We start from the raw sequence: 18,431 nt of genomic DNA, 5'->3' as shown, positions 1-18,431 counted from the left end.
CATCGAAATGTTTTACAACTCGACACGCAAGCATGGTACAAACGGATTGCTGTCACCAAGGCAGTATGAAGACCGTTTCAAATTGAATAACGGAGTGGTCTAAAGTTTTGGGGGCTATTCAGTGATGGGCAATCATGAATACTACGGCGAGAAATACCCCAGTCTCGTGACAAAGGGAAAGAAGTTAGTCGAGGGAACAAATGTTCACCTGCTGGAGAACGACCACGTCGAAATCGATGGTGTCTCATTCTTTGGCTGTACCCTTTGGACTGACCTAAAGTTATTTGGCGACCCGCGTCTGGCGGGGTATTTCTGCCAGCAGGAAATGTCTGATTTCAAGAAGATCCGTGTTGAGCCAGGATACTCGAAGCTCAACCCCATAAGTATGACGGCCATTCATAACCGGTCATTGGATTGGCTAAGCGACAAGCTCTCGTCCAGCTCAACTAAGCAAAATGTTGTGGTCACCCATCATGCGCCGTCAGCAAGGTCAATTGCGCCAAATCTTTCAGAGGAACTCACCAGCGCCGCCTACGCCTCCCATCTGGATGCAATGATTGAAAGCCATAACATAGATGTATGGGTACATGGGCATGTGCACAACAGCTATAATTACAACGTTGGGAGTACACGTGTCGCATGCAACCCACGGGGTTATAGCCCGGACTGGCTAAATCCCGATTTCGACGAGAGCCTAATCGTGGAAATATGAATTGCGAGCGCGACACATTACTAAAATTTTTGACTGCAAAATGGAATACAGTCAGTTAAACATTCTACACTACACTGCAGAAAATGTATGACCGTCACCCCTGACCTAAAACAGATTTACTGGCCGGAATTATCCTCGCCTTGCTATTTCTAATCGACGCTATAATGACGCAAGCCATCAACAACGCATAACGTACAGCCCAGCTATTGTCTACTTCAGTACTAATTTTTTGTGTTTTGATAGTTGAAGCTCTAATTTTTATGAATGCCGTGCCATAACGATGGCGCTTTATTTTGCCTTCTTTTTCTAGCCGCACTTCAGTTCTTTTCGTGTAGTTCAAAAGCCCCTTTTCCCAATACAGAATTTGTTCTTTTATCGGAACATCAGACAGAGATGCACCTGTAACGTTTACGGAAACGTGATATCCATGATAAAGAGATAACAGCCATTTAATAAAACCGATACCGCTCGCAGCATTTCGGATATAGATATAGCCGTCACGCGCGCGATGTCCGTTATGAAATATCCGCAGATGTTCATGTATTATCATTGAATCGTCGCCCGGATCAAAATCCTGAAATATCTTCGAAAACACCGCCTCAGATATTTTTTTATGTGCATGCGACCTAGGCGGTGAAAGTGGAATTAGAGCCCTGTGTATTTTGTTATCTTTAAAATGTTTCTTTTTATCTTCAGCATACACAGATGGCCGTGTATGCCTGAAATCATTCTTTTTGTTTTTACTAGGGATGTAGAGAAAATTACTATAGGAAGCTAACAGTTTTTCACATGATCCGCTTTCCAGCCGAAAAACCCGATCAAGCTCATCTGGCGCTTTCCTTTCGGCGAATACAATTGCTTCCACCTCACTCAAGCTAAGCCGGTCGAGCGTTCTAAACTCCGAAATTTGTATTCTAGGCGCACCATATAGCGCTACTGTATCTTGAGAAAGACGACCAACCATTACTTTTGGAAAAGCCCTAAGAAGCCATTCACCACAGTCATTACCGTAGCGCTCTTTCCACTTCCGAATGCGTGACTGTTTAATATTAAGAATACCAAGAAAGGCGTCTAACTGTTTTTCAGGAGGAACTACTCCACTTGGACCCGCCCCCCACTCAACCGGCAAATTACAATAATGTTGCTGCAATAATTCAATGCAATGCAGATAATCGGTTAGCGTCGTGTATGGCGACTGATGGCCGGTAAGCTGTGAAATAAAATACAGCCCAGTTCGAGTATAGGTCGCATTTAGTTCCCCGATGATTTTCTCGAGGTGCTGCGGATGCGGCCAAGGTGGTACCACGCCATGGTAGGCCATAAGGAGGTTGTTAGCGAAAGTATGGCGTAGATGTTGGAAACGGAGTTTTTGATCTCCCGTCACCGCCCTCATAGCCCCATGGATAATGGGGTGAACAATGTTATCCATAAGTGGTGCCGATTCATCGCGGCCCTCCCGGAACAGCATCGTCCTCCTGTTTGCATTAGTTGCGCGCCGGAACTGGCAGAACTCCCTGAACGCAACTAGTTCTGGCTCTGTCAGTAATAGGTGAAGCGGCAGAAGTCGACGAGAATCGTAGGCTTTGGTATCTACAAAGGCATTTTGCCTCACAATCAGGACGAGTTCAGCGCCATCAAAGCTAGAATCAGGCATTATGATATCCGCTAACTGTACAGAAAGCGCTTCACTAATGCGGAGTCCAGCGCGATAGCCGAGAACGAATATCCAATAACAGATCCGGATTAAACTGGAGTGGCCTGGAGAAAGAATGGCGGCGCAAATTAGCTCATATTCTTTTTCCGATATAATATTGGCGTCCGAGTTCCCCGTGATTAATCCAGTATCGTTACTACCAATATTTACTGCTGGGAAATCGCACTCCAGAACAAGAAACCGATGAAATCGAGCAAGTACCACCTGACGATATCGCTTTGATTTTTGAGTTTTCGCTTGCTCAATAATTTCATCGTAGGCTTTACTTAATTCGAGCGCGTGCTCCGGTTTGACGGCACTTCCGCCAACGGTTAGAAATAGTGAGCGAGCTATAGCACTAAGATAGCGATAGATAGTACTGGGTTTGAGTTTCTCCCTATGCAACTGAATAGTCCATAGACTGATTACATGAATAATTGGCGCAGCAGCGGCAGCTTCCGCCTCTATACTACTCAATCTTTGGGTTAGCTCACTATGAGATAAGCGCCGTTCATTACGTCGCTTGTAAACCGCACCGCTTAAAGATTTTAAGATATCTGCGCTATTGTGCAGGCTGCTGATTTTGTCGAAATCTGGATTTATTGTAATTCGTTTAGCACCAAGTTCTATTGCAGCGCTAGGCCCTTCCTCGGAATCAGCCAGGAGATTCCGCCCCCCTAATAGTAACTGCCTCCAGCGGCGCTCCGGAAGCGATGTACTCACGTGCCGACCACGTAAGCTACCCACCAGATAAGATGGGAGCTGAAATGCAAAAGCAGTTCCAAGCATTGAAACCACGTTTGACAAACTCTTACTCTCAACACCAAACAACTTACACATAGCCTGCCACGACTGCTGTGTATATCGCTGAGCTTCTACAGCATTTTTGATTCTTGGATGACCAAATGAACTAATATGCCGAAGCAGCAGCGCAAGACTTGAAGGACTGATAATCCACCGCCACCGAATTGAATTGGCCACGTCTTTTTCTTCCTGCTCGTCCTGATCAAAAAACGTAATCCAAGCCATCCCCTTACCCAGACACAGGGTATCGATAAACAACGGGAGGCTGTTGAGGTATTTTTTGTTCAGCATGGCATCGCGTGTTACTGCGCTGTATAACACTAGGCCCCAGCTTGTATGCTCAGCATTGCGTCCTCTCGTCAGAGCCTCGTTTTGGCGCTCACCGCCAAAATCAAGAAGCTTGAGTCGTGACTCAATATCCGCCTGCCAAATTCGGAATTCACTCAGATTTGAGAACGAGTCCACTGTAAACGGACTGGCCTCTCGCCTCAGGAGACGAATCGGCGACAGCGGGCTGACTTTCCAGCCCAACTGCTGCGCGCCCCTTTCAAGGCTAGACGCCAGAAAATTCATCTGGTCCCGCACATCATATATTGAGCTTCCCTCCTTTTTATTAATAACTGACACCCATTTTTCAACCAGAGGATCAGGGACAACCACATCCAAATCGCCGCATAGAAGCGTTGGGAGGTCATCAGCAATCATCTCAAGCACTTGCTCTTGCCGGCGGCGCTTACTCTTTAATCGATTATACGTTCGTGCGGCTGCACCACCTGTCGCTTGCTCGGGTTCGATCAACTTCCACCCAGACCAAAATATCGTAGCCTCAGGCACTGGCGAACCCAGACTGCGGCGTCCACCCCGCCTCAAGGCGCAGGTTTTCTAGGAAAGGTGATATCTGGGAAAACATTTCTAAAGGGCTCATGGAAGAGTATCGACCAAACGGTTCCTGACCAATTTGCCAATGGCCCAAATAGGCATTGACGTACTCTGCGTGGCAGCCAAGGGCGCGGAGTCTCGGTCGCAGGTAGTGGCGCCCAATATTAATCGGAAGAGTGTATTCCTCAATCTGTTCTCGAAGGCTTTCCGGTGTAAGGCGCTGAATGGCGTTATCCTCTCGAATGAAAAACAAAAGAGGAATATCTTCTGTAGGCTCTCGGAGCAATTGATGAACGTGATGCCAAGCCTGTGTACTAGAAAGTAGCTTTGTCTGCATCACCTCTAAGTGCTTCATATAGAGGTCAATCTGTTGCAAAAGTTTAGGGGGCAACCACACAATCCGTGAACTGGATTGGTAGTCGTCATCCTTATCAGAGATAACAAGTAAACCGGACGCCCAATCTATCTCCTGAATTCTGAATATCAAGTCATTGACTGCACGATAGCCCGTACAAAATAGCACCCAGAATGAAATGTATGTAGTTAACGCATTGTGAACAGCTGTTACCCCTGGCTCCCGCCTCTTTGCCATAGCGAGCTCATGTTTGAAATGCTGAACCAGTGTTTTTACTAACTGGGGCGTCACATTAAGTTTACTACCGTGATCTGCCTCATTCGGGAGAGTTTGCTCAAAATCATAAAGGCTCCGAATATCTAACCCCAAATATGGCGCAAGCCGGTTCCTCAAAGAATCCACCGCCGCGTGGTATAAAACCTCCAGATCATCCCCGCTTATGGTGTAGTAATGGGAGGCAACCTCGGTAATCGTAAACACATGCCCAGTCAGTAATGATGCATCCACCCAATCAGTCGAGAACATCGTGATTTCATCAAATAAGGCTTGGCTGATTCTGAGTGGCGTGAGACGCACATCTTTTTGGCGATTACACTTTGACAGTTCCGTGCTTAATCGAACCTCAAGAGCACCGTGTAGCCTCGGGGGAAAGAGGTACCTCGCGCGCCCAGTTCCTAATTCACCATATTTTTCTTCAATGAACTGAATCATTCGCCGAAAACGAATAGGGCTGGACACCATGATACGATGCTCTGATGAAGCCTGTGACGCCCCGCCGATGTGCTCAAGTAAATAGCGATCATTCTCGCTCAATTTGCGTTTCCACTCCGGTGAACGTATCGGCAACACAAACACGTCGTCTTCCAACACGTAAGCAAGGGCCTCGACCGCTTTTGGCAGCTCATCCAACTGACGGTAAATACGCATCCCAAGTAGCTGTTTCAGCGGCCGCCCCAACCACAATAGCAATTGGATAAGCCCGGCAACGTACTCATTGTACTGAGACTCAACGGAACCGTTCGTATCTCCTTCCACAGTTTTCTTGGGCCGCGCACTTTGAATAAGCTCCATTGGGAGCGCAGCGACAACGGCCAATTCAGTCTTAGTTAATTGCTGATAGCGAAAAGGCAGGCGCTGATTCAAACTACTCAGGTGCTGAATCTGACTCGATTGCCGCCGTGCATGATCTCGGAGATCGAAATTGGCGGTAGGGCTGACGCTGGAATAGCGAACGCCCACTGCCCGCAGATCCTCCACTTCAGCTGGATGCAATCCCGATGCACGCGCTCGATTTTTCGTTTCAGGATCGGTTTGAGACTGATAAATGTGTAGTTCCGATACTGGGCCTTCAGGATTTGGATCATCGACATCACCTCGCTCAACACGCTCGACAACGCTACCCTCGGCCTTTCGACCAGATACAAAGCGGGTCTTACCCAATTTCTCGTCAATTTTTCGGACGAGGAGCTCGACACCGGACCAGCTAGGAAAAACTTCTTCAGGGAGCGCTTTCAGCGCCTGCAAGTAATCGTAAAGAGACCAGCTGTCCGATACCTCAAATAGGTACGATGCCGGCGTTTTACCCGTTGCGAGTTTGCGCATAACCAAGCACCCAACATCAATTTCCGAGCCCAGATTATCGTGACGTTTGCGCTGTAAAATTGCGCAAAACAGAACTATATAAAGATGCTTTATATAGTTCTGTTGTCGAATAGGATTTGAACGGCCGATTATCAGCATCGCCCATTCTGGGTGCTCCTTTATAATCCCTCGGGATTCAGCCGACTCGTCTATCCACTGAGAGTCCGGCGTAAAGCCGGAGTTCTCCCTTGGCTCGAGCACAATTAATAATCGATCTATGTCATCAATCGAAAATATCTCGGCATCAAGACTACCAAATAGAAAAGAGCGGAGCGCCTGACCTACCTGTAATGCAGCCTTCAGATTGAAGAGCACGAGTCTAAGCCTTGTTAGGGACGCCGGAGCATGCAAGGTGTCGAACAATAATTTCAGGCGCTGCTCGTCAATTTGTGTTTCAAGCGCTAAACGAGAAATGCTATTGGCTTCACTCATCTAACTATTGCTCCACTCGATATCGTTAGGGGCTCGTTGCTGCGACTACACTCCCAAGTTTTTGATTTAGTTAAGCATGAGTGATGAAGTACGCAGACTTTTACAATTCATTAATAGCGTCCTGCGCCTTTGATATGCGTTCAATGATCGCTTGAAAGCTGTCAGGATGCTGCAAAAACATCCGCCCTTGAATAGCATCCTCGTGATCTTTGGCAATGCCAGCCAGGCGTCTGGCTGCCGGAATAAGCTTCAATCCGCCCGTGCGCGCCTGCTCATAATCGACGCCCTTCTCGGCCCAACGCTGCTTTTTCATTTCAATTACTGCATCTCGGGCGTCACCGCTGGTGAACGGGTTCGCTATTGATTTTTGTAACATGCAGTCAACGTCATACCAATGCCTAGCAAGGCGATGTGTATTCGGCTCTTTTTCCATCATGGAAAATTGGTGAAGCGCCGTTAGCTTTTCCCAGAGAATGAAGGACGGGTGATAAGCATGCACCTTAGCCTGAGGAAAGGTCAGCGCAGATAGCGCTTGAACTTCAGACAAGTAGCAATCTACCGTATGAATAACCGTGGGCTGGCCACGATTCCGACCGCCGAACTCTAGGAGCACATAGTCTAAATGATACTGGCTATCACTAGGGGTCACGCGGGGAAAATGGACTTCGATTTTCTCTCCATTGGAGTCGGGCAATAGCGACGCCCCAAGCCCCTCAATATTATATGCGGCAAGCCGCTGATTTAGGCGCTGAACAAACTCTCGAGACCAGTCGGTAAGGCGGTCGGCTTGACGCTGCCTAAACTTTTTCTGCTGGCTGGGGTTGCGTGTGGTTCGATCCCAAGCGGCGGCTTCGTCTTCGATGCCCGCCAAATCGGCCCAGTGGATTGATAAATCGATATCCTCGGAAAAGCGATCTATTGCTTTCCAGCATTTACTCAGCGCTGTCCCGCCCTTGAACGCAACAGCAAATTCCCCCAGCAGTTTCTCGTCGTACAGCAATCGGAGTATTTCTGTGACCCAGAGATCTTTTTCTAGGAAAAAGTCAGGCAAACCATCTGGGTGCTGCTGCGCTCCCAGTGACAATAATTCCTCTAGCTCCTTTCGCGTATCAGGGTGCTGGTAGCACTCAAGGATGTGCATTAGTTAACCTGCCCAAGCTGCTCGAGCTTGGCTTGCCAGCCATTAAGCAATGGCAAAGCGCAAAGCTTTTTGACGGCCAATCTCTCTTCTGTCGGAGTCAGAGAAAGCCGCCTCATGGCCTGCTCCAGCTCAAATACTTCGATTGATTCAGGAGGGGTGACCAAAAGCCCTCGTAGCAACGCCCCTTCCGGAGCGTTTTGCCAGCGCAACTTCTGGCTAGAAATACGTCGAATCTCAACCGCCTGATTACCAACACGAAACTCCCGTGAAGGACCATTGCTCCAATACACCTTTTTCATGGGTGCCTGTGACTGAAAGCCCAAACGGTAAGCGGCCTCCTGTCCTTGGCTAACCAGTTTATAGCCATGCTCTCTAGCCCAAGCTTTAGCAACATTTTCAGCGCTAGTGGTGATTTTTATCGAGGGCATACTCACCATTGGTTTCGGACGAACATAAAACCCTTTCGAGACCCTTTCCAACACACCGTCTTTAGTAAGCCGACTGAACGCTTTTTGTACAGACGTGTGACTGCCCAGCGCGTAAAACCTCGTAATGGAAAAGGGCACGCCTCGTTTAATGTGACCGATTCGCAGGGCGACTTTCATTGCCACTGACATGGTAACCATTCTCCTGACATAAAATTTATATGTGGTTTTATTGTATCCTACTAATATAGGACTATACCAGAGTATTTATGTCAGGATAATTTTAGTCACAAGATACTATATAGTAACATTTAAGTATTTGAGCTATATCCGGCGCCCTGAAAACACAATGCGCTCAGGAATCTGGCAAACCGTATATAAATTAATGTCTTAAAGGAAGGCACTCCACCACGACAATGTGCCCTATATTACGTGGCGCATCAAAAACAGTGCCACTTACTTCCGTGCTCTCATGAGCTTGCCGTAGTCGGATAGGCGGGCTCTGGGGGTTTTTGTTTCGTGCGGCATAATATTGAGGGCCGCCCTGAGGTCTCGGGGGGATAGGACTCTAGGGGTTTTTATCTTTGGGTATGCCCTTAGATCCAGCGCCATGCGCCGCAAAGTGTTATACGCAAATCGCCTCGCAGATATTTCTCCTTGCTGCCCATCCAGTACGTGTGCAAGTAGTGCGGCTAATGCAGCCTCGACAAGCTGCCTCTCACCCTCCGTTACCACCTCAATCGGTATGGTCTTGCTTGGGGGGATCATTGCTATGGCGAGATGGTATGTGCGGAATCCTCCCACCACGCAGAAGTGTCTTTTGATCTTCTGTGCTCGGATTGGTTGTGCAGCAAGCAGTTGGCTGAGTAGCGCCCCATCAAGCCACACTGGCGGGGGTAGCTTGCTGCTCAGTTCTCGAGCGGCACTCTCAATTAGTGACAGCGGGCCGGAGGGTAGGTAGAGCTGCGAAACGGTTATGTTCATTAATGCCAAGCCTGTAGCGATGTAGCGATGTAGCGATGTAGCGATGTAGCGATGTAGCGATGTAGCTAAAGATAGCCTTACCGTCATGATTTAGAAAAAATGGTGTAAATTCAAGTATTATTTTTGTGACACTTTTGTGTGACCATAAATGGTCTTATTTGATGTTCTTGGTATCCGGTAAGTGATAATAAACTATTGTTTTTATTATATTTAACACGTATATTTGCGGTTAGTGGCACATGATGATATTTATTATTATCAGCCTCATAACCCGAAGGTCGTAGGTTCGAATCCTGCCCCCGCTACCACTTTAAAGAACGGCAAATCAGTTACTTACTGGCTTGCCGTTTTTTTTCGCCTGTCGGTTTTGGACCGGCTCTACCCCATTAACGGGGGATGGCACTCATTAAACCCTGTTAATCACACCGTCCCATCCACAATGGGCCAGCACTCTTATCCTGTAATTTTCAAAGTTTCTAAAACCATACGCTCGTCGTGTCATCATTTCCATTTTGTTGTGGAAGCCCTCCGTTATTCCATTACTTTTACTAAATCGCCACATGGCCACAATGGGCTTCAACCATGAGCGCAATGTGTTAGCTAGCGCTCGTAGCGGGCTCTCAGCGAGCTCATCAAGCAATCTCATAAATACCGGCAACTTGATGCTGGCTTTCTTGCGCGTCAGGGTCTTGAGCAGCACAAACCGGATCAACCGTTGTTTGGCCACATACAGTGCTTGCAGCACAGGGTAATCAGCCAAATAGTGCATAAGGTTGGCGTGCTGCTCCGTGACGTTTTCCGTGACACTTTTGAATTTAGACCCACCCCAAGCAAACGACTCTATGACCTTCGGTCACCACGCCACGATTACAGCAGTGATAAAAATAGTCCGAACCAGTAAAGCCTGACGAGCCAACAAGATCAGAATTACTTTTATTAAAGATACGCGAAGCATTTAACGCGCTATCGATTACCCACCCAGGCCAAAACAATGCCCCCGTGACTTTCTCCTGCGGCATAACCACCAAGGAGCATGCCGAAGATTTGGCCAATACTGACGTCAGCCATTGTTTTAAAGAAGCGGATATCGCCCTGTATGCGGCAAAATCATCTGGACGGAACGCCATTTTGCATTACGAAAATCTTGAGCTAGACTAAGTTCGCTCAGAATCAACCAACGTCAATGCGCCGTTATTTTCTTCTGCCCACAGCGCTCACAGCGATAAACAGTCACGAGCTTGCCCTGCTTCACATCAAACTGCTTAACTTTATCAACCTGCCATTTGTGATGCCCTTCGCGACATAGACTGCTCACTGCTTTTGGCCCCTTCGGGCGCCGTGCAAAGGGGATGACCTCACCCATTGTATTTCTCCATTAGATTCAGCCCCGCAAACCTACCACTAAATGAAATTCAAGATTACTATACGCGCCTTAAGATAGCTGCACGATATCCGACGGCGGCGAGGAGAAAGCATGGAAATCAGCAAGAATAAGGTAGTGTCTTTTCACTATGAGCTCAGCGACAGCCAGGGCAAGGTATTAGAAAACAATTTTAACGATACCCCGTCGCTGTATATGCACGGCGCCGACAATATCATCAGTGGCTTAGAAACAGCGATGGCTGGCCACAAGATTGGCGACGAGTTTGAGGTTACTCTCGCACCAGAAGATGCCTACGGCCACGTTGAACCCAACAAGCAGGAGCGCATTCCGGCCAAATACCTTAAGCACGAGGGCAAGATGAAGCCCGGCCAAGCGATCAGTTTTAATACCGATAAAGGTATGCGCCAAGCTACGGTGGTAAAAGTGGGTAAGTTCTCAGTAGACGTCGACCTCAACCACCCACTCGCAGGTCAAATCTTGAGCTTTAAGGTATTGATCAAGGATATTCGCGACGCTACCGACGAAGAGATTCGCCACCGTCACGCCCACGGCGAGGGCGGCCACCAGCATTAAAGAGAGTCGCGTTTTAATTGGCGGTTTAAGCGCCAATCCTCACCCGCCGCGCTAATGAAATCCATAAGCTGCTCACGGTTTTGAACGGCGCTCGCGGCCTGATTAAAGGTTTCGATATGGCCGCCGTCGTAGCTCAGCAAACGACGCGGCTGCTGCGCGGCCTTATACAGGGCTGCGGCGTGAGCATAGGGCACAACGGGGTCTTGGCGACCGTGGATTATTAACAGGGGCAGAGGCGCTATTGCAGCAAGCTCATCAATCAAATCTTGGCCGTCTGGCATTCCCCAGCGCGCAAAACACTGAAATGACCAAGTTAGCCAATTCCCAGCCGCTATTTCTTGGGCGATGTCACCGTAACGACTAAAGCCCGCATCCAATACCAGTCCCGCCATATTGGGATATTTATTTCCGCTGCGCGCTACAGCAACCCCTGCCACACTCGCACCTAAACTTTGCCCCAATACAAACCACGGCGTATCGCGCTCGCTAGCCTGACCTGCCAGCCACGCCAGACCCGCAACTACATCTAACTGAGCATTCACAACGCTGGGACTGCCGATAGATTTGCCGTAGCCCCGGTAATCTATTAGCAGCACATTTACACCCCGTGCGGGCAGCCAATAAACGCTAGCGAGATGGGTGCTAATATTTTCGGCGTTGCCATGGGCAAAAAGTACTGTGGCCTGCGCATTGCCTGCAGCAGGGAGCCACCAGCCGTGAACGGTATCGCCGCCATCAAGGGCAATACTCGCCTCCTGATAGCTCAGACCAACATCGGCGGGGCTACGCAGTAATTGCTGCTGGGGAAAGAACAACAACCCCTCACAGCCGCATAATATTAGAATTATCGGCACCAGCGAAGGAAGACCGCGCCAGCCTCGCAGACAAACCAAGCTCGCGATTTGATTCAACCTCAAAAATAATGGCGCCATGACACCTCTACACCCGTAGATTCGCCCCAAGGCTGATTGCGGTAATCCACTGACGCCCGCAGTGCCTGGCTAGACGACAAAGCCCAATTGCTGCTTAGCGCAGCGCTACGACGCTCGCCTTCTGCGCCAAAATCACTATAGGTGAATGCTAATTCCCAAGCCAAGACATCACCCTGCCACAACTGGCCAAAGGCAATTTGCGGCGCCAAACGCAAATTACGCCGAGCATCGTCGTTGTATTCTAAACGCAGCCCCGGTAGCGCGTACGCCAGCCCGCCCAATACCGCGACACTCATGCCTGCGCCGCCGCTAACCCGCGTTACCAAACTTTGCTCTGGGCTATCGTCTAAACGCTCTAAGCCTGCGTCGATCTGCCAACTCAGGGGCGAGAAAAATTCATTGCGGGGCGCCAAGGAGCGAATCGCGATGGGATCAAAGCGCTGCAATTGCAGCTTGTTATCACTCCGCCCTTCCGCTTCCTGCCAGCGCAATTGCAAACGACCCATACTAAGCGTCGCACCCTCTGGATAACCAACTTTCGAATCTAGCGCGTCGTGATAACTGATTCGCCATTCGCCAATACTGTATTGGCGATCGCCTCGGGAACCCATACTCAGCGCCAGTATTGATGTTGGGTGGCCTAAATCTGGCTGAGCGGGAGGTTTAGGAAGGGGCCATTGCACGGCGCCGTAACGCCGAACCTCACGCAGTAATGCAAGACTGCGCGCAGCGACTTCCGCACTACGCTGCTCGCGATTATCGGTATACCGCAGATAGCGGTAGGCGGCCATCGCCATCGTTTGGCGCTGGGTTTTTGCATAGCGCTTAAATTCCGCGCTTTGCAACACATCCGAGCTCGCCGCCAAGCCCCTCACCAAGCGACGCTGAGCACGATCAAAACCGTGTAACAGCAACTCTAGCTCAATGCGTTTTGACGCTCGGTACTCTGGTTCACTCGCCAAACCCGCATCGATCACCGCGCGCACGGTATCGACCGGCATTGCGGCGCGAACAAAGACAGACGTTAAATCTAAGTCCGGCAATGCGACCTCTAACAACTCGAGCAAACGAAAAGAACAGTTTTCATCAAAATAATAATAATCAAAATTAATTCCCCGCAATTCCCAGGTGTGAGCCAACAGAGTATCGATTTGCGCGGCATTTAATTCTAAGGGGTACTCCCACATATCGCGGTTTTCTAAGCGACTATACTCCTGAATTTTTTCGTAATATGGCTGCATGCTAAATAAGCCTGGGTAGCCACCAAGAATCCCCCGGTAAGCGTATAACATGCCATTTTCTCCAGCGGGGATGCTTGCCGCAAAGTTTAAGGCATAGGATAAAAATGCACTTTCGCTGCGCGCCCCAGCGGGATCTAACCGCAAAAAAGTATGACCATACATAGAGGACGGACTATTTAAATAACTGGCGGCCAGCACCAGCACCACGCGCTGGATATCGGTCTGTGCCCGCCACTGCTGATAATCCTCACAATTGACCAGAAGATTACCAGACAGCAAGCCCTGCTGCTGCAACCACCCATAGCGCGCGGGAAAGCGGCACGCGGTTGCCTCCGGCGCCTGCGCGAAAGCAGCTAATGTCGCGCTTAATTCTGCCCCGCGATCTTGGAGACCATTATCTGCCAAGAAAAACCGAGGATCGTCGATATAGCTGCGTCCGGCCTCTCCCCTTGGAATATGCAGCAAGGCGCGCCATGCGCTACTCTGTGCCAAAGCAGCCAAATCCCGCGCTGACGCAGCTTCTAAAGCATGAGAGCCAGTGCTAAATAACAGCGCAAATATCGCGACGAGTGAACGCGCCATAAATTTCCTTGTATAAAAAAACGGCCCCTAGGGACCGTTATCGATTCAATGAAAAGAAATTTTATGCAGCGTATTTCGCTAAACGCTGATCGCTTTTCATAATCTCAAGCATTGATGCAACTACCGCATCGGCGCTGACATCACCCTGTGGAAACAGGCTGTCAAAGTGCTGATGCATTGCCGCTTTAAACACCGGACGATCTTCTGCACTAATACCCAGTGAAACGGCAACAGCAGTTAATGCCTCGCCGTCGCCACGCGCTACGTCTTCAGAAAACTCATCCATGATGGCGCCAACGTTAATCATTTTCTTACCGCCGTAAGTCAATGTGCCGTCTGCTGAACAACCGTTGGTCCCCAAGGTCATACCAAAAGTATTATTACCCGATGTACCGTTGGTGATCGACGCAACCAAGTGTGAGGGCAAACCAGATTGACCAGCAAACAACATATTGCCCCAGCCGCAATTAGGACCACCCGGCGCTACTGCAAACGAAGCACTAGAAAAAGCCATTACCGCCGAGGCCAGTAGTAATTTTTTCATTCAAAATCCCCTTTGTTGTTTTTAAGTTTTTATACCGCATCCGGAGATTAACACAGTCTGCGATGCTGTCTAGCGCTACTTCAGCGCGCTAAATTCTAAAATTTAAAAATATTGAGACAAAAAAAACCCCGCTAAAGCGGGGTTTTTTTCAAACAAGTAAACAGCGCTTATTCAGCAGCGGCTTCGCCTGCTTGCTCCGCTGCAGCTTCTGCCGCAACTTCTTTGATCGACAACTTGATACGACCACGGGCGTCAACGTCTAGGACTTTAACCTGTACGTCTTGGCCTTCCGTTAGGTAATCGCTAACGTTCTCGACACGCTCGTCAGAAATCTGAGAGATATGCACAAGGCCGTCTTTACCTGGCAGAATAGTCACAAAGGCACCAAAGTCTACGATACGAGCAACTTTACCCGTATAGATTGCACCAATCTCCGCTTCAGCAGTAATTGCCAAAATGCGGTTAACTGCGTCGTCGCGCGAGGCAGCGTCAGAGCCGTAAACCCGAACCGTACCGTCATCTTCGATATCAATCTGCGCACCAGTCTCTTCGCACATGCTGCGAATAGTGGCGCCGCCTTTACCTATGATGTCACGGATTTTGTCAGAGTCGACTTTCATCACGTGCATGCTTGGCGCGTTGTCAGAAACGTCGCTGCGCGAACTCGCCAAGATCTGGTTCATTTGACCAAGAATCAACAAACGAGCTTGCTGAGCCTGCTCCAGAGCGACTTCCATGATCTTCTGGGTAATACCCTCGATCTTGATGTCCATCTGCAGTGCAGTTACGCCGTCGGCAGTACCCGCTACTTTAAAGTCCATATCGCCAAGGTGATCTTCGTCGCCGAGGATGTCGGTAAGAACAGCGAAACGCTCGCCTTCTTTAACCAGACCCATCGCGATACCAGCAACAGGTGCTTTTAACGGCACACCGGCATCCATCAAGGACAAGCTGCCAACACACACCGAAGCCATGGAGCTTGAGCCGTTAGATTCAGTAATCTCTGATACAACGCGAATGGTGTACGGGAATTCTTCAACGCTCGGCAATACTGCTTCTAAGCTGCGACGCGCCAAACGGCCGTGACCGATTTCACGACGACCAGTGCTGCCCATACGACCGCACTCGCCTACTGAGTAGGGAGGGAAGTTATAGTGCAACAGGAAGTGATCTTTAAACTCACCCTGCAATGCGTCAACAAACTGGCCGTCGCGAGACGTGCCCAATGTTGCCACACCAATCGCCTGAGTTTCACCGCGAGTAAACAATGCAGAACCGTGAGCTTTGCCCAATACGCCAACTTCAACATTAATTGGACGTACAGTGCGGCCGTCACGGCCATCAATACGCGGCTCGCCGTTCAAAATACGCTGACGAACAATTTGTTTTTCCAGCTTAGCAAAAACACCTTTTACGTCATCAGCTGAGTACAGCGCGTCTTCGCCGCTGGCCAGCGCAGCAATTGCCTGGTCGCGCAGTTCACCAACTTTGGCGTAACGCAGCATTTTATCAGTAATGCGGTAGGCGTCGCCCAAACCAGCTTTAAAGCCTTCGGCGACAGCGCCCAATAAAGCAGTGTTTTCTGCTACTGGCTGCCAGTCCCAAGTGGGCTTAGCTGCATCTGCGGCAAGCTCTTTAATCGCTTGGATAACAGCCTGCATTTCTTGGTGAGCGTAAAGCACGCCGCCCAACATTTGGTCTTCAGTCAGCTGCTTAGCCTCTGACTCAACCATAAGTACTGCGTCTTGAGTACCTGCAACAACCATGTCCAACATGCTGGTTTTCAGCTGCTCAAACGTGGGGTTGAGGATATAACCATCTTCAGCGGTAAAGCCAACGCGGGCTGCGCCAACGGGGCCAGCAAATGGTACGCCAGAGATAGCGAGTGCCGCAGAAGTACCAATCAGCGCAGCGATATCTGGATCGTTTACTTTGTCTGCAGACATAACCGTACAGATAACCTGAACTTCGTTCTGGAAACCTTTAGGAAACAGCGGGCGAATCGGGCGGTCGATCAAACGTGAAGTCAGCGTCTCTTTTTCAGAGGGGCGAGCTTCGCGCTTAAAGAAACCACCGGGGATCTTACCCACAGCGTAAGTGCGCTCTTGATAGTGCACAGACAGCGGGAAGAAGTCTTGACCCGGCTTAGCAGATTTAGCTGCAACCACAGTACACAAAACTTGAGTTTGATCGATAGTAACCAATACCGCACCGCTAGCCTGTCTGGCTATACGACCGGTTTCCAAGGTGACAGTTTGGCTGCCCCACTGGAATGTTTTAGTAACGGGATTCACGGAGTAATTCCTCCCAAAATAAGGATGATAAAAGTAATAAGGGGGCCTCTAAGGCCCCCTCACTTATTCTTTTTTAGCGACGCAGACCTAAACGCTTGATCAGTTTGCTGTAACGCTCTTGGTTTTTACGCTTGAGGTAATCCAGCAATTTACGACGCTGGTTAACCATACGGATCAAACCACGACGTGAGTGGTGATCTTTTTTGTGGCCTTCGAAGTGACCTTGTAGCTTGTTAATGTTGACGGTCAGCAGTGCAACTTGCACTTCTGGTGAACCAGTGTCGCCTTCGGCGGTTTGGTAGTCTTTAACAACTTCAGCTTTCTCGACAGCAGATAATGCCATTTTTACATTCCTTAAGTACGAATATGCGTTTATCAATCGAGCCTGACCGCGCATATTTACAGTCAGGTTCGGAAGCCCAGAATCAACTCAAAGCTTCATTTTCCTATTGCGTGAGCTATTTTTGTGTCAGCTTCGCAAAATCAGCCGCGCATTATCCCATAGTTGAAAGCAAACGACGAGGCGTAACTCGCCCATCGTCTAAAATTTCACCAATTCCCATGAATTCGCCGTCATTGTCGCTGAGCACTACCAACCCTTCGGTAGGCGCGCCAGATACCTGCACCGCCTGACCTTGGCGCAAATAATAAGCCGCAGTATCGCCAAGGCTGAGCGTGTTCATATGACCAAGCGCATCACTAATGGGCAGCAGCAAGGCGTCTAATCCGGCAAAATCACCCGCATCGCGCAGAGCTTGAATTGTCTCGGTAGCAACCGCCTGAGCCTCGCAAAACGGTCCCGCCTGCAAACGCCGCAGGGTCGCAACATGGCCACCGACTCCCAGCGCCTCGCCCAAGTCTTCGGCGAGGGAGCGAATATAAGTACCCTTAGTGCAAACCACCCGCACCACCGCCAGCGCCAATGGCCCAGCAGTAAATGACTCTAGCTCAAATTCACGAATTGTCACGGGCCGCGCTTCACGCTCAACGGTTATACCTTTACGCGCCAGCTCATACAAAGGCTTGCCGTCGCGCTTAAGCGCCGAATACATCGGTGGCACTTGTAAGATATCGCCGCGCAAGGTGTCGATATGGGCTTCGAGTTGCTCGACGGTTAAGCTTGAGGCGTCTTTCTCGGCCAGCACTTCACCTTCGGAATCACCGGTATCGGTCTGCTGACCAAACACAAAGGTGCTGCGATATTCTTTATCCGCTTCAAGTAAGTACTGAGAAAATTTGGTGGCCTCGCCAAAACACACCGGCAAAACGCCAGTGGCCAAAGGATCGAGGGCGCCGGTGTGACCGGCTTTAGTAGCGTGGTAGATAGCGCGGGCGACAACCATCGCACCATTTGAAGAACGACCAGGGGGTTTATCCAGCACTAAAATGCCGTTAATCGGTCGCCCTTTACGAGCTTTTGCCAAAACTATTCCCCGTCATCTTCCGGGTAACGGCTGCGGTCTGACGCGACCGCATCCTGAATCAATTTACTGATGTGTTGACCACGATTAATACTGCTGTCGTAGTAAAAACGCAGCTGCGGGGTAGTTCGCGCATTATTGATTTTAGCCACTTGGCTGCGTAAAAATCCCGCAGCCTTGTTTAGCACGTCCAAAGACTCTTTGGCCTCTTCGGCCGAGTCTTTACCCATTACTGTGACGTATATTTTGGCGTGACTCATGTCGCGACTGACTTCTGCATCAATCACGCTCACCATACCAAGACGCGGGTCCCGCAGCTCTTTCTGAATAAAACTACCCAGTTCGCGCTTTAGGAAATCCGCTATACGTGCCGTGCGACTAAATTCTTTCAATT

Annotated in this window: 16 protein-coding genes and 1 pseudogene; 3 read left to right on the top strand and 14 right to left on the bottom strand. The window is 49.5% G+C overall.

The annotated features are described in order from the left end of the window. Positions 1–124: 124 nt before the first annotated feature. Positions 125–712 carry a metallophosphoesterase gene (locus tag AB4876_RS16445; RefSeq protein WP_368382834.1) on the top strand — a complete coding sequence of 196 codons (588 nt, stop codon included), beginning with the start codon at positions 125–127 and terminating at the stop codon, positions 710–712. 94 nt (positions 713–806) lie between these two features. Here the strand turns inward: AB4876_RS16445 and AB4876_RS16440 are convergent, their stop codons facing one another. From AB4876_RS16440 to AB4876_RS16415, 6 genes and pseudogenes are all read right to left on the bottom strand, one after another. Beyond that, positions 807–4,007, bottom strand: a complete 3,201-nt coding sequence (locus AB4876_RS16440; RefSeq protein ID WP_368382833.1) for a site-specific integrase — start codon at positions 4,005–4,007, stop codon at positions 807–809. A 28-nt stretch (positions 4,008–4,035) separates the two neighbouring features. Next, positions 4,036–6,516, bottom strand: coding sequence for a site-specific integrase (locus AB4876_RS16435; RefSeq protein WP_368382832.1), 2,481 nt, complete (start codon positions 6,514–6,516; stop codon positions 4,036–4,038). 100 nt (positions 6,517–6,616) lie between these two features. Then, positions 6,617–7,657: a nucleotidyl transferase AbiEii/AbiGii toxin family protein gene (locus AB4876_RS16430; RefSeq protein WP_368382831.1), complete on the bottom strand. Its 1,041-nt coding sequence runs from the start codon at positions 7,655–7,657 to the stop codon at positions 6,617–6,619. Then, positions 7,657–8,274 carry a DUF6088 family protein gene (locus AB4876_RS16425; protein ID WP_368382830.1) on the bottom strand — a complete coding sequence of 206 codons (618 nt, stop codon included), beginning with the start codon at positions 8,272–8,274 and terminating at the stop codon, positions 7,657–7,659. Before AB4876_RS16425 ends, AB4876_RS16430 begins: the two co-directional genes overlap by 1 nt. A gap of 264 nt (positions 8,275–8,538) precedes the next feature. Next, positions 8,539–9,066: a hypothetical protein gene (locus AB4876_RS16420; protein ID WP_368382829.1), complete on the bottom strand. Its 528-nt coding sequence runs from the start codon at positions 9,064–9,066 to the stop codon at positions 8,539–8,541. A 406-nt stretch (positions 9,067–9,472) separates the two neighbouring features. Further along, positions 9,473–9,853: pseudogene (locus tag AB4876_RS16415) on the bottom strand (ISL3 family transposase); the annotation flags it as partial. A 155-nt stretch (positions 9,854–10,008) separates the two neighbouring features. On the opposite strand from AB4876_RS16415, the gene AB4876_RS16410 reads away from it, so the two are divergent. Next, positions 10,009–10,224, top strand: a complete 216-nt coding sequence (locus AB4876_RS16410; protein WP_368382838.1) for a GGDEF domain-containing protein — start codon at positions 10,009–10,011, stop codon at positions 10,222–10,224. Between the two features lie 22 nt (positions 10,225–10,246). Here the strand turns inward: AB4876_RS16410 and AB4876_RS16405 are convergent, their stop codons facing one another. After that, on the bottom strand, positions 10,247–10,429 hold the full coding sequence (locus tag AB4876_RS16405; RefSeq protein ID WP_368382828.1) for a hypothetical protein: 183 nt from the start codon (positions 10,427–10,429) through the stop codon (positions 10,247–10,249). A 111-nt stretch (positions 10,430–10,540) separates the two neighbouring features. On the opposite strand from AB4876_RS16405, the gene AB4876_RS16400 reads away from it, so the two are divergent. After that, positions 10,541–11,023 (top strand): FKBP-type peptidyl-prolyl cis-trans isomerase, encoded by a 483-nt coding sequence (locus AB4876_RS16400; protein ID WP_368382827.1) that lies wholly within the window; start codon positions 10,541–10,543, stop codon positions 11,021–11,023. Here the strand turns inward: AB4876_RS16400 and AB4876_RS16395 are convergent. From AB4876_RS16395 to rbfA, 7 genes are all read right to left on the bottom strand, one after another. Next, complete coding sequence (locus AB4876_RS16395) at positions 11,020–11,955, bottom strand: alpha/beta hydrolase (protein ID WP_368382826.1); 936 nt, start codon at positions 11,953–11,955, stop codon at positions 11,020–11,022. The two genes, AB4876_RS16400 and AB4876_RS16395, sit on opposite strands and share 4 nt — an antisense overlap. Next, a complete protein-coding gene (locus AB4876_RS16390) occupies positions 11,937–13,778 on the bottom strand; it encodes an Lnb N-terminal periplasmic domain-containing protein (RefSeq protein WP_368382825.1) in 1,842 nt (613 codons plus the stop codon). The genes AB4876_RS16395 and AB4876_RS16390 overlap by 19 nt, the downstream gene beginning before the upstream one ends. A gap of 61 nt (positions 13,779–13,839) precedes the next feature. Next, positions 13,840–14,322 carry a DUF3015 domain-containing protein gene (locus AB4876_RS16385; RefSeq protein ID WP_368382824.1) on the bottom strand — a complete coding sequence of 161 codons (483 nt, stop codon included), beginning with the start codon at positions 14,320–14,322 and terminating at the stop codon, positions 13,840–13,842. 167 nt (positions 14,323–14,489) lie between these two features. Next, positions 14,490–16,616: a polyribonucleotide nucleotidyltransferase gene (gene pnp, locus AB4876_RS16380; RefSeq protein ID WP_368382823.1), complete on the bottom strand. Its 2,127-nt coding sequence runs from the start codon at positions 16,614–16,616 to the stop codon at positions 14,490–14,492. A gap of 73 nt (positions 16,617–16,689) precedes the next feature. Then, complete coding sequence (rpsO, locus tag AB4876_RS16375) at positions 16,690–16,959, bottom strand: 30S ribosomal protein S15 (RefSeq protein WP_008250520.1); 270 nt, start codon at positions 16,957–16,959, stop codon at positions 16,690–16,692. A gap of 151 nt (positions 16,960–17,110) precedes the next feature. After that, positions 17,111–18,040, bottom strand: coding sequence for a tRNA pseudouridine(55) synthase TruB (truB, locus tag AB4876_RS16370; RefSeq protein WP_368382822.1), 930 nt, complete (start codon positions 18,038–18,040; stop codon positions 17,111–17,113). Positions 18,041–18,042: 2 nt separating this feature from the next. After that, positions 18,043–18,429: a 30S ribosome-binding factor RbfA gene (rbfA, locus tag AB4876_RS16365; protein ID WP_301029181.1), complete on the bottom strand. Its 387-nt coding sequence runs from the start codon at positions 18,427–18,429 to the stop codon at positions 18,043–18,045. Positions 18,430–18,431 lie beyond the last annotated feature (2 nt).

Origin of the sequence: Zhongshania guokunii, assembly GCF_040892635.1 — a bacterium.
Taxonomy (GTDB): domain Bacteria; phylum Pseudomonadota; class Gammaproteobacteria; order Pseudomonadales; family Spongiibacteraceae; genus Spongiibacter; species Spongiibacter guokunii.
The sequence above is the reverse complement of the archived record's forward strand: the minus strand, read 5'-3'. Positions and strand labels throughout refer to the sequence as shown.